Annotated in this window: 7 protein-coding genes and 1 pseudogene; 3 read left to right on the forward strand and 5 right to left on the reverse strand. The window is 71.9% G+C overall.

From position 1 onward, the window contains the following. Positions 1-34 precede the first annotated feature (34 nt). Both cobT and cobC read right to left on the reverse strand, forming a co-directional pair. Positions 35-1,087, reverse strand: coding sequence for a nicotinate-nucleotide--dimethylbenzimidazole phosphoribosyltransferase (gene cobT / locus Q0Z83_RS38120; protein WP_317788183.1), 1,053 nt, complete (start codon positions 1,085-1,087; stop codon positions 35-37). Beyond that, positions 1,084-2,136, reverse strand: a complete 1,053-nt coding sequence (cobC, locus tag Q0Z83_RS38125; RefSeq protein ID WP_317788185.1) for an Rv2231c family pyridoxal phosphate-dependent protein CobC — start codon at positions 2,134-2,136, stop codon at positions 1,084-1,086. The genes cobT and cobC overlap by 4 nt, the downstream gene beginning before the upstream one ends. Before the next feature lie 83 nt (positions 2,137-2,219). Between cobC and Q0Z83_RS38130 the strand changes: the two genes are divergently transcribed. After that, a complete protein-coding gene (locus Q0Z83_RS38130; RefSeq protein ID WP_317788186.1) occupies positions 2,220-4,364 on the forward strand; it encodes a transglycosylase domain-containing protein in 2,145 nt (714 codons plus the stop codon). A gap of 346 nt (positions 4,365-4,710) precedes the next feature. Here the strand turns inward: Q0Z83_RS38130 and Q0Z83_RS38135 are convergent, their stop codons facing one another. Together Q0Z83_RS38135 and Q0Z83_RS38140 are read right to left on the reverse strand one after the other, a co-directional pair. After that, complete coding sequence (locus Q0Z83_RS38135) at positions 4,711-5,343, reverse strand: TIGR03086 family metal-binding protein (RefSeq protein ID WP_317788188.1); 633 nt, start codon at positions 5,341-5,343, stop codon at positions 4,711-4,713. A 112-nt stretch (positions 5,344-5,455) separates the two neighbouring features. After that, entirely contained in the window at positions 5,456-8,386 is a 2,931-nt protein-coding gene (locus tag Q0Z83_RS38140) for a cobyrinate a,c-diamide synthase (RefSeq protein ID WP_317788189.1), read from the reverse strand. A gap of 138 nt (positions 8,387-8,524) precedes the next feature. Between Q0Z83_RS38140 and Q0Z83_RS38145 the strand changes: the two are divergent. Both Q0Z83_RS38145 and Q0Z83_RS38150 read left to right on the forward strand, forming a co-directional pair. After that, a pseudogene (locus Q0Z83_RS38145) lies at positions 8,525-9,340 on the forward strand (SURF1 family cytochrome oxidase biogenesis protein); the annotation flags it as partial. Between the two features lie 373 nt (positions 9,341-9,713). After that, positions 9,714-10,163 carry a hypothetical protein gene (locus tag Q0Z83_RS38150; RefSeq protein ID WP_317788191.1) on the forward strand — a complete coding sequence of 150 codons (450 nt, stop codon included), beginning with the start codon at positions 9,714-9,716 and terminating at the stop codon, positions 10,161-10,163. A gap of 33 nt (positions 10,164-10,196) precedes the next feature. Here the strand turns inward: Q0Z83_RS38150 and Q0Z83_RS38155 are convergent, their stop codons facing one another. Beyond that, positions 10,197-11,981, reverse strand: a complete 1,785-nt coding sequence (locus Q0Z83_RS38155) for an ATP-dependent DNA ligase (protein ID WP_317788192.1) — start codon at positions 11,979-11,981, stop codon at positions 10,197-10,199. Between the last annotated feature and the right edge of the window lie 307 nt (positions 11,982-12,288).

Raw genomic sequence — 12,288 nt, forward strand, 5'->3', positions numbered from 1 at the left:
GACACCCCGCGCTTCTCCCCCGGCACGCCCGCGCTCACTTCTCCGACACTCCCGCCGAGTCGAACGTCGCCACCTCGTGCAGCACGCGCACCGCGGCCTGCACGACCGGCAGGGCCAGCACCGCGCCGCTGCCCTCGCCGAGGCGCATGCCCAGGTCGAGAAGCGGCTCCAGACCGAGGTGGGCGAGCGCCACCGAGGCGCCCGGCTCGGCCGAACGGTGCCCGGCGACCATCGCGGCCACCGAGTCCGGGGCGAACGCCGCGGCGGCGACGGCGGCCGAGGCGGCGATCACGCCGTCGACGATCACCGGCACCCGGCACGCGGCGGCGCCGAGGATGAACCCGGTCAGCGCGGCGTGCTCCAGGCCCCCGACCGCGGCCAGCACACCGAGCGGGTCGGCCGGGTCCGGGGAGTGCCGGTCCAGCGCGGCGGTCACCACGGCGACCTTGTGAGCGAGGGTGTCGTCGTCGATGCCGGTGCCGCGACCGGTCACCACACCGGCCGACGTACCGGTGAAGACCGCGATCAGCGCCGCCGCGGGTGTCGTGTTGGCGATGCCCATGTCGCCGGTGAGCAGCGCTTTCGCACCCTGCTCGACGAGTGTCCGGGCGACCTGGATGCCGACCTCGACCGCGGCCAGAGCCTCCTCGCGGGTCAGCGCCGGGCCGATCGTCATGTCCCGGGTGCCGCGGCGCACATTCGCGTCCAGCAGGTTCGGGCCGCCGTGCAGCGGGATCGCCACCCCGACGTCGACCACCATGACGTCGGCACCGGTCTGCCTGGCGAACGCGTTGACCACGGCGCCGCCCGCCACGAAGTTGGCCACCATCTGCGCGGTGACCTCCTGCGGCCACGGGCTGACCCGCTGGGCGTGCACACCGTGGTCACCGGCGAAGACCGCGACGGTGGCCGGCTCGGGCCGCGGCGGTGGGCAGACTCCGGCCAGGCCGGCCAGCCGCACCGACAACTCCTCCAGAGCGCCGAGCGAACCGGCCGGCTTGGTGAGGCGGGCCTGCAGGTCACGGGCGGCGGTCATCGCCTCGGCGTCGGCGGGCCGGATGGCCGCCAGGGTGGTCTCCAGCGTCACGGTCGCTCCTCGATCACTTCGCTCAGAGTCTGCACGAATCGGTCTGTGGTGGCAGTGTCGCGCACCGCAATCCGGAGCCAATCCGCGCCCAGGCCCGGAAAGGTGTCGCCACGGCGCACCGCGTAGCCGCGTTCGCGCAGGTCAGCCCGGATGGAATCGGCGCCGGGCAGCCGTACCGAAACGAATGCGGAGGCCGGCTCACCGGGAACCGTGACGCTCGGCACTCGCCGCAACCGTTCCACCAGATGGGCGCGCTCGGCCGCGAGGGCCGCGGCGATCTCGCGTTCCGCGGCGACCGCGACCGGCGACGCGCACGCGGTCGCCGCGGCGAGCGCCGGCGTGGAGACCGCCCAGAGCGGCTGCGCGGCGGCCAGCCGCCGCAGCAGATCGGCCGGGCCGAGCGCGTAGCCGATCCGTAGGCCGGCCAGCCCCCACGTCTTGGTCAGGCTGCGCAGCACCACCAGGCCGGGCAGGTCCCGGCGCTCGGCCAGCGACTCCGGCTCGCCCGGCACTCCGGGCCGGAAGGTGGTGTCGGCGAACGCCTCGTCGACCACCAGCACCCGGCCCGGACGGGCCAGTTTCGCCACGTCACCGGCCGGATGAAGAACCGAGGTCGGGTTGGTCGGGTTGCCGACGAAGACCAGATCGGCGTCCTCCGGGACCAGGTCCGGGTCGAGCCGGAAACCGTCGGCCTCGCGCAGGATCACCCGCTCCACCCGATGGCCGGCGTTGCGCAGCGCGGCCTCCGGCTCGGTGAACTGCGGATGCACCACGATCGGTCGGCGGGCGCCGCGCAGGGCCTGCGCTAGCAGCACGAACGCCTGCGCCGCACCGGCGGTGAGCAGCACCTCCGCCGGATCCCGGCGGTGCCGGGCGGCGACCGCCGCGGTGGCCGCGCGCCCGTCCGGGTACGCCGACAGCGAGCCCAACGACGCGGCGATCGGATCCGCCAGCCAGCCGGGCATGGCCTGGTGCCGCACATTGACCGCGAGATCGATCAGTCCCGCACCCACCTCGGCGTCGCCGTGATGATCGAGGTCGAAACTCATGGCCCCAGCATGCCGGACCGGACGGCGCGCCAGACTTCGGCCGTTCCGTCCGAACATGAGCACCTTTGTCATACCTTCGAAGAGTGACGAACCGACGCCCCACCGTAGCCGGAAGAGTCGCCCTCCTGATCCGGGCCGGACTGATCGCAGGCCTGGTCATCACCGGCCTCTCCTACCCGTTCGCCGCACTGGCCGGGATGGGTGTCAAAGCCGGTGCCGAAGCCCTGGAGAACATGCCCGAGCAGCTCACCGAACTGCCACCGGCCCAGACCACATACGTCTACGCGAACGACGGGAAGACGCTGCTCACGATGTTCTACGAGGAGCACCGCAAACACATCGCCCTCAAGGACATGTCCCCTTACGTGATCAAGGCGATCGTCGCCTCCGAGGACTCCCGCTTCTACGAGCACCACGGCGTCGACGCCAAAGGGGTGGCCCGCGCGTTCGTCGCCAACCAGAAGGCCGGCGGCGTCTCCCAGGGCGCGTCCACGCTCACCATGCAGTACGTCCGGATGGCCCTGCGCGACAGCGCCCGCACCCCGCAGGAGGCGCTCGAGGCCACCGAACAGACCGCCGCCCGCAAACTCCGCGAGATGCGGCTCGCCATCGAGGTCGAACAGCGGCTCAGCAAGGAGGAGATCCTCGAGCGGTACCTCAACGCCGCGTACTACGGCCACCGCGCCTACGGGATCTTCGCCGCCTCGCAGATCTTCTTCTCCAAGGCGCCGCGCGACCTCAGCCTCACCGAAGCGGCGCTGATCGCCGGGCTGGTCAAGGCGCCATCCGCCTACGACCCGGCCACCAAGAACCAGAAGGCCGCCCTGGATCGCCGCAACTACGTGATCGACCAGATGCTCAAGGGCAACGCGATCACCGCCGAACAGGCCGGTTCGGCCAAGAAATCGAAGATCAAACTGAAGCTGAGCACACCCCCGAACGGCTGCATCTCGGTCGCCGCCAAACACAACGACTGGGGCTTCTTCTGCGACTACTTCACCAGCTGGTGGCGCGAACAACCGGCCTTCGGCAGGACCCCGCTGGAACGCGAGGAGAATCTGCGCCGCGGCGGCTACCGGGTGGTCACCACCATCGACCCCAAGATCCAGCGGTACGCGATGAGTCACGTCCTGGAGAAGGAGGGGCGGGGCAGCGCCATCGCCCACGGACAGGTGGTCGTGCAGCCCGGCACCGGACGGGTGCTCAGCATGGCGGTCAACCGCACCTACTCCCTCGACCAGGAGAAGAACGGCCGACACAGCGACTGGCGGCAGGACGACGACGTCAAAGGCAACTATCCGAACACCGTGAACCCGCTGCTCGGCGGTGGTGACATGGCCGGCTACCAGGCCGGATCCACCTTCAAGATCTTCACCATGCTGGCCGCCCTGGAGGCGGGCCTGCCGCTGTCCACCTCCTTCTACTCGCCGCAGCGGTTCGTCACCCGGTACATCACCGCGCCCGGGCCGGCCACCTGTGGCATCTACTGGTGCCCGAAGAACTCCAGCGAATCGATGACCGGCACCCAGAACATGTGGACCGGCTTCGGCAAATCGGTGAACACCTACTTCGTACAGCTCGAACAGCGGGTCGGCGCGGAGAAGGCGGTCCGCATGGCCGAACGGCTCGGGCTCCGCTGGCGCACCGACATCGACCGGAAGCTCGCCACCAAGGAACACGCCTCCGGCTGGGGCGCCTTCACCCTCGGGGTCAGCGACGCCACCCCGGTCGAGATGGCAAACGTCTTCGCCACCCTCGCCGCCGAAGGACGATACTGCGAACCGCTGCCGGTGCTCAGCATCCGCAACCCCGACGGTTCGCACGCCCTCTACCAGGACCGGCTCATCGCCGAACCCCGCTGCCACCAGGAGATCAAGGTGAACGTGGCCCGAGCCGCCACCGACGCGGCCCGCTGCGTCACCGGTTACGGCTCGTCCCGCGGCGGGTGCGGCGGCTGGGGCACATCGTCCATGGTCTACGGCACACTCGGGCGCCCGGTCGCCGGGAAGAGCGGCACCACCGACGGCAACAAGACCGCCTGGTTCAGCGGATACACCCCTCAGTTGGCGGCCTCCGCCTTCGTCGCCGACCCGGACAACCCGGAACACCTGGTCGGCTCGGGCCGCTCGACCATGTCGAAGTACACGGTCGCGCAGACGTTGCGAGACGCCCTCGATGGCAAACCGAGAGAAGATTTCAAACCCCCCTCCGACAAGTACGTCTGGTAGCCACCCGACCGGCCACTCGTGCGCTGTCCACCCGGGCACGCCGCATTCCGGCCGCCTCCTCGCGCCCCCGGGTCCGGCCGGGGGCGCGGCCGGGCCGGATGGGCAGACCGGAGCGGACCGCACAGGGCCCTGGGTCGGACCGGGTGAGCGGACCGGGCCAGGCCGGGTGAGCCGAACCGGACCGGACCAGGCCGGGTGAGCGGACCGGACCGGGTGAGCCGAACCGGACCGGGTGAGCGGACCGGGCCGGACCGGGTGAGCGGACCGGGCCGGACCGGGTGAGCGGACCGGGCCGGGCGAGGCCTCCGGGCGGGCCGGGCCGGGCGAGGCCTCCGGGCGGGCCGGGTCAGTCGGCGGTTGCCGCGCGGGAGGGGATGGGGCGGCGGCGGGGTGGTCGCCAAGAAGGGTCTCGGCCGGCCAGGCCGAGTGCCCTGGGCAGGAGTTCCTCCTCCGTGTCGACCGGGATGCGGGGGCCGAACAGGCCGGGCGTGCCGTCGGCCGGGCTCTGGCCGAGGAACTCGATCAACACCTCCAGCGCTCGGGGATCGGCCGCATAATCCTGCTCGGTGGCTCGAGCCAGATCCCACCCATGCATGATCAACTCATTCATCGCGACGGCGCCCATCGCGGTGGCCGGCAGGGTGACGCCGCCGGCCTGGGCCGTGCCGGTCCAGGCGCCGGGATCTCGCCAGGCGATGCTGAGATCGGCCAGCAGCACCGGAAGACGGCTGCGCCATTGCGGAGACAGATGATCGGCCGAGGGCTGTGGTGGTGGGCCGTCGGTGCCGGGCGCTCCGGCGCGCTTGCGGGCGGCCATCGTGAAGGCCACGGACAGGCCCATCAGATGATCGAGCAGGGCCGCGACCGGCCAACCTGGACAGGGGGTCGGCGCGGCGAGGTCACGGTCGTCCACGCCCAGCAGCAGCGCTCTGATCTGACGAACCGGCGGCTCGAAATCCAGCGGCACACGATCGGCCACGATCTCCTCCTTCGGTTTGTCGTAGCCCTCACGGTACGAGGGGGGTACGACAATTTCGGAGGTCGCGAATCGACCTTTCGCACGCTGGGCCGCTTCCGGCGACCAGGATCGGTCAGCTGCGGACGGAAAGGTCCACGGTGTGACCGTCGGGGCCGCTCTGCGCCCCCTGGGCGGGGTGCGGCCCGGGGCCGGACGGCACGCCCGGACCGCGCTCACCCGGTTGCCCGTGACTGCCGACCTGGCCGTGGCCGCCCGGCTGGCCCGGATAGTCCTGGTCCGGGTAATCCGGCTGACCCCCGAAGTCGGGCTGACCTCCAAAGTCGGGCTGACCACTCCCACCTGGCCGACCACGGAAGGCCGGCTGACCACTCCCGCCCGGCTGACCGCGGAAGGTGGGCGGTCCCGCGAAATCGGACGGACCAGCAAAATCGGACGGACCAGCGAAATCAGGCCGACCAGCGAAATCGGACGGCTCGTGACCACCCGCCGGTCCGCGAAAATCGGACTGCCCGCGGAAGTCGGGCTGGCCGTCAAAGTCGGGCTTCCTGTTTCCGCCTGGCTGGCCGCCGAAGTCGGGCTGTCCGTTTCCGCCTGGCTGGCCCCGGAAGTCAGGCTGCCCGTTTCCGCCTGGCTGACCGCGGAAGTCAGGCTGCCCAGAACCGCCTGACTGCCCGCGGAAGTCAGGCTGGCCCGAAAAATCGGACTGGCCCGGGAAGTCCGGTTGACCCGGGTAGTCGGACTGGCCGTGACCGCCCGCCTGACCGCGGAAGTCCTGGCCGTGAAAGTCCGGCTGACCGGCATAGTCGGACTGACGCCGGTCACCAGCCTGGCCCCGGATGTCCTGCTGGCCCGGGAATTCGGACAGGCCTGGGCCCCGCAACTCCTGCGAACCGGGAAAATCAGACGAGCCCTGACCACGGAACTCCTGCGAACCCGGAAAATCAGACGGACCCTGACCCCGGAAGTGCTGCTGGCCGGCGTATTCGGACTGTCCGCCACGGACGTCAGGCTGGCCACTCGGCTGGGCAGGGAACTCCGGCTGACCCTGGCCACCCGCCTGGCGGAAGTCCGGCTGGTCGCGGCTGTCGGGCTGGTCGTGGAAGTCCTGCTGAGCGTGGTAGTCGGGCAGTGGTGGCAGCACCTGGCCGGTCAGCGGCGCCTGGGTGTCGGATGACGAGTGGCCGTGATAGCCCGGGAGTGGTGGCAGCACCTGGCCGGACAACGGCGGCTGCGCACCGGCCACGCCGCTGCCGGGGCCGGCCGACATCGGCTGGCCGGGAGCGGCGTACCCCGTCCCTGGCAGGCTCGAACCCGGACCGCCCGGGATGCCGGAGCCGGGAATCGGCTGGCCCGGCGGCACCGCGGCCGGGTCGTGCGGCATGCCTGATGGCGGACCGAGGGGGACGCTCGGCGAGCCCGGGCCGGACGGCATGCCCTGGCCGACGGGAACGGCCTGCGGCGGCATCGCCGGATGGCCGGCGGGCGGGGCCGACGGCATGCCCTGCGGAGGGCCGGACGGCATATTCGGCGGCATCGGATTGTTCGGCGGGCCGGGAACGCTCGGGGAACCGGCGGGGCCATGCGAACCAGCGGAACCCTGCGAACCGGAAGGACCATGCGAACCGGAAGGACCATGCGAACCCGAGGTGCCCGACGAGCCGGTGGAACCGGGCGGGCCGGACTGGCCCGGAGAGCCTCCGGTGCTGCTGGGCGGCCCGGCGTGAGCGGCGCCGACCAGACGGCGGGCGATCTCCGGGGCCGCGGCCCAGTGCAGACCGAGCTGGGAGGCGTGCACCTGACGCCAGACGAAACCCTCCGGGTTGCCGCCCGACCAGGTCCACGCCGGGGTGGCGCCGGCCCGCGGCGTGACGACCGCGCGGTGCTGTTTGTACCCGGTGATCCGGGCGCCGGCCGGGGCCAGCACCGACGTACCGGGGGCGGTGGCCTCGCGGTATCCGGCGACGGTCTGCTCGGCGGTGGTCGCGGTCGCGTCCAGGACGCCGCACATCGGACGCCCGTCCAGCTCGTGACCGAGCCATGGCAGAGCGACACCCTCGGCGATGACCGGCCAGCCGTCCCGAGCGAACTGGGCGACGGCCGAACAGAGCCGACGGTTGGCGGAGAGCTCTTCGGCGTACCCCTCGGGAAGTCCCGAACCGACGACCAGCCCGCGCGTTCCCGGCGGTAGTGCCTCGTCGCGAAGCGGGTCGACCACCGCGACGTCCGCACCGGCGGCGGTGAGCAGCTCGGCCGTCTCCACGTAGGTGTAGGGGGCGCCCTGGCCCCCGGCCAGGGCGATCACCGGCCGGAAGTCGAACTGCTGGTCCCCGGCCGCCTCGGACGGGGTCCAGATGGGGCCGGGGATCGGCGGCGCCGACGAGGCGAGCGCCACCAGGCGCTCGATGTCGAGGGAGCCGGCGACGGCCTCGCCGAGGCGGCGCACCGCGCGGCCGGCCTCGACGGTCCGGTGCGCCACCGGAACCAGCCCGTGGGTGCGGGCCGGAAGCGCGTTGGGCAGGTCACCACGGTGCAGCGCGCCGAGCACCGGCATGCCGATGTCGTCCATGGCACTGCGCAGCATCTGCTCGTGCCGGTCCGAGGCGACCCGGTTGAGGATCACGCCACCGAGATGCACCATCTCGTCGAACATCCGGAAACCGTGCACCAGAGCGGCCAGCGAGTGGCCCATCGCGGCGACGTCGACGACCAGGACGACGGGCGCGCGCAGGGCGGCCGCGACCGAGGCGGTGCCGTCGATCTCCGGCTGGCCGGTGAGGCTGTCGAACAGGCCCATCGCGCCCTCGATGACGGCGACCTGGGCGCCGGAGGCCCCGTGGGCGAAGAGCGGCGCGACTCGCTGGGCGCCGACCAACCGCGGGTCGAGGTTGCGGCCGGGCCGGCCGGCCGCGAGACCGAGGTACGCCGCGTCGGTGTGATCCGGGCCGACCTTGAAACCCGCCGTCGGGACGCCACGGCCACTGAGGGCAGCGAGCAGTCCCACGGCGATGGCCGTCTTGCCGTGGCCCGACGACGGCGCGCTCACGACCAGACGAGGCTGGGCGGTGATCAATGTCTCCCCCGAGGTTTCCGCAGGCGGCCGCCACGTGTTCTATCGACTGCCGGATGTCGCAGACTACCTGGCTGCGGCAGGAGCCACCGCTTCGCCAGGTAGCCTCATGGGGTGTATCGGTTCCTGCTGACCCGGCGCTGGCTGGGTGCTGCCGCGCTCACGATCGTCGCCTCGGTGGTCATGGTGCTGCTCGGCAATTGGCAGCTGGATCGTTATCGGGAACGCACTGCCATCAATACCCGGATCGACAACGCCAACGCCGTCGCGGCCGTCCCGCTGACCGAGGCGCTCGCCGCCCCGACCGTCGCCGGGACGCCCGGTCCCGACCCCGGCGAGGCTGTGGCCTGGACAAAGGTGACCGTCAGCGGCCGCTACGACCCGGCCAACGAGATTCAGGCCCGGGGGCGCACGGTCGCCAACGAGGTCGGTTTCGAGATCATCACGCCGCTGATCCTCGACGACGGTACGGCTGTGCTCATCGACCGGGGCTGGGTGCCCGCGCCACCCGGTGGTGCGCTCGAATCACCACAGGTCCCGGCCGCCCCGACCGGCCGGGTCACCGTCGTCGGCCAGGTACACCTGTCGGAAAGCCGACCCGCTCCGGTGGAACGTCGCGACGGTCGTCTGGACACCCGGCGAGTGAGTCTGCCCCGGTTGGCGACCGAGCTTCCGTTTCCGGTGTACGGGGCGTATGTGCTGTTGACCGAGCAGACCCCGGCGGCCGATCCGGCGTTCGTGACGATCCCCATTCCGCACGAGGACTCGTGGCAGAACGGTGGCTACGCCGTCCAGTGGTGGCTCTTCGCCGGCATGGTTTACGTCCTGTTCGGCTGGCAGGCGCGACGCGAGGCGCAGGAGGCGTCGGGCGGTCCCCGGCCCGCTCAGCCCGCCGCCCGACCACGGGACCGGCTCGCCGACGCCGACTCACGCGACCGGGTCACCGAGGCGGACAGCCGCGACCGGGTCGCCGCAGCGGATCGGAGGGCGGCCGCAACCGAGGACCGCGTCGCCGCAGCCGACCGGAAAGCGGCCGCAACCGAGGACCGCGTCGCCGCAGCCGACCGGAAAGCGGCCGCAACCGAGGACCGCGTCGCCGCAGCCGACCGGAAAGCGGCCGCAACCGAAGACCGCGTCGCCGCAGCCGACCGGAAGGCGGCCGAGGCGGCGGATCGTGTGGCGGAGGCGGACCGGAAGGCCGCCGAGGCCGGGACCAACTGATTCGCCAGCCGGTCCAGGTCGGCGGCGGCGGTGTGCGAGCGTCGCCTCGCGACGGAGGACGACGCCGATTAATGTCGCGGGCATGACCTTCCCGTCGGGTGATCCGTGGGGCGTTCCGACGCCTCCGCCCGCGTCCGTGACGCCGGGCCCATCGGAGACCCCGGAAACACCCGAGCCGTCCGGACCGGTGATCGTGGAGATCGCCGAGATGCAGATCACCTCCACCCGGGTGCACACCCCGGTGGGAGACCTGCCGCTGGCCGGTTCCCGGTGGTTGGTCACCGATCATTGGACGAGCCAGCGGCGCACGCCCACTTGGGCGAAGATCGTGGCCTTCGCCGGCATCTGCTTCACCGCCGGGCTCAGCCTCTTCCTGCTGATGTTCAAGGAGCAGGTCGCGCAGGGCACCGTGAACGTCACCGTGACGAGCGGTCAGCAGCAGTACGTCTCCCGCGTCCCGGTCCAACACGAGGACGATGTGGCCGCCATCAACCAGCAGGTCAACTACATCCGGAGCCTCGCCGCCCTGTAACGGACCGCGAGCCGAGGGCAGGCGCGACCGTGGTCACTCCGGTGCGGGCGGGTGACCGGCGCCGATCGCCCGGACCGTGTCGATGGTGTCGGCTTCGCCGGCGGATTTGTCGTCGCGGTAGCGGAGCACCCGAGCGAACCGCAGCGCCACACCACCCGGATATCGCGGTGACGTCTGGACGCCGTCGAAGGCGATCTCCACCACCTGTTCGGGCCGGACGGTCACGCCCCATCCGTTGTCGGCGACGGCCAACTCCTGGAACCGCTCGGTCTGCCAACGGAGCAGTTCGTCGGTGAGGCCCTTGAACGTCTTGCCGAGCATCACGAACCCGCCCGACTCCGGATCACGGGCGCCGAGATGCAGGTTGGACAGCCAGCCATGGCGGCGACCGTGACCCCACTCGACCGCGAGAACGACCAGGTCGAGAGTGTGCCGGGGTTTCACCTTCACCCAGGCGGAGCCGCGGCGGCCGACGTCGTAGGGCGCCTCCGGATCCTTGATCACGACGCCTTCCTGGCCCGCGGCCAGGGCCGCGGCGAACACGGCGGCCGCCTGCTCCTCGCTCTCGACGACCGACCGGCCGACGGTCGCGGCCGCCGGGACGGTCTCGGCGAGGGCGGCCCATCGAACCCGGCCCGGCTCATCGAGAAGATCAACACCATCAAGATGAAGAAGATCGAAGAAGTACGGCCGAAGCCCGCCCGCCGGAGAGCCACCCCGAGAAGCAGCCGCCGGTGAGCCACCCCGAAAAGAGGCCGCCGGAGGGCCGCCCGCCGAAGTGCCACCTCGGAAAGCGGCCGGAGCACCGCCTTGGAACGGCTCCGCCGCGGGCACCGCACCGGCCGTTCCAGCCGCCGCGGGTGCGCCACCGTCCGCGGCCGGAAGTCCGGAAGCGACATCGACTGCGGCGGCCGGTTCGCCGCCCGGAGGAGGAGCCGCGCGAACCGAGGACCGGGCACCACGGGTCGCGGCCCGGCTGGACGTCTCCTGGAACGGGCGGGGTCGGCCCGTCTCGTCGAGCAGCATGGCCTCGCCGTCGAGGATCGCCTCGCGCAGCGGCAGTGCCCGGACCTGGGCGACCACCTCCGGCAGCCGGGCGGTGATGTCGTCGAGGCTGCGGGTGTAGACGGCCACGTCGTCGCCGGAACGGTGCACCTGGATGCGGATGCCGTCGAGCTTGTCGTCGACGGCGGCGGGCATGCCGGTGGCGAGCAGGGCGGCCGCAACGTCGGGGGCGCTGCTCGCCAACATCGGGCTCAGCGGGGTACCGACACGCAGGTGGATCTGGGCGAGGGCGGGCGCACCACCGATCAGGGCGGCCTCGGCCACGATCTTCAGGTCACCGGCGAGCAGTAGTGCCCGCCGGACGGTGGCGGCCGGAACCTCGGCGGCGGACGCGATCGCCTCGGCCAGCAGGCCGGCCTGGGCGCCCTGTCGCAGCTCGCCGCCGAACAGGCCGATGAGCAGTAGCTGCTCGGGAGCGGTGGCCGCACCGAACAGGGCTCCGAGCATCTGTTTCCGGCGGGCCTGTGACCCGGTGCCGGAGACGGCCGAGATCTCCGCGATCGCCGCGTCGACCTCGGCCACGGTGAGGGTGGGCTCAGCGGCGGGCGCGGGCCGGTCACGCAACGAGGCGTAGCCGACCCCGGTCTGACGCTGTCGCAGCTCACCGGCCAGGTAGGCGGCCCCGGCGACGATCTCGCCGGGGTCCAGCCGCCGCAACGCACCGGCAAGCAGCTCGATCTTGGCCTTACGGCCCGAGGTCGCGGCGACCGCGGCCGAGGTGGCTGCTATGTCAACGAACCGCACGATCCCCATCCTGGCAGCCGATCACGTTCACCGTGTGCCCCCGTGACACACGAAGAAAACGATCCACCGAAACCAAACCGCACCGCGGCCCCGCACCGCGGCAAGACACCACCGCGAGGCCCGCGGCCGAACACGGCCTCATCCCCGCAAGGCCCGCACCGCGCCAGCACTCGCCGATGGACACCGCCTCACCACACAGAGCCCACCGGGCACGCACCCGCGGACCGGCACGGCCTCACCGCACGGAGCCCATCGGGCACGACGCCCGCGAGCTAGGCCGGAAAGGGCACGACGCCCGCGAGCGGGCCGAAAAGGG

The organism is Actinoplanes sichuanensis (assembly GCF_033097365.1).
Taxonomy (GTDB): Bacteria; Actinomycetota; Actinomycetes; order Mycobacteriales; family Micromonosporaceae; genus Actinoplanes; species Actinoplanes sichuanensis.

Coding starts and splice junctions, on each gene's coding strand:
- Q0Z83_RS38155 (WP_317788192.1), bottom strand. CDS start 11,981: ATGGGGATCGTGCGGTTCGTTGACATAGCAGCCACCTCGGCCGCGGTC.
- cobC (WP_317788185.1), bottom strand. CDS start 2,136: ATGAGTTTCGACCTCGATCATCACGGCGACGCCGAGGTGGGTGCGGGA.
- Q0Z83_RS38150 (WP_317788191.1), top strand. CDS start 9,714: ATGACCTTCCCGTCGGGTGATCCGTGGGGCGTTCCGACGCCTCCGCCC.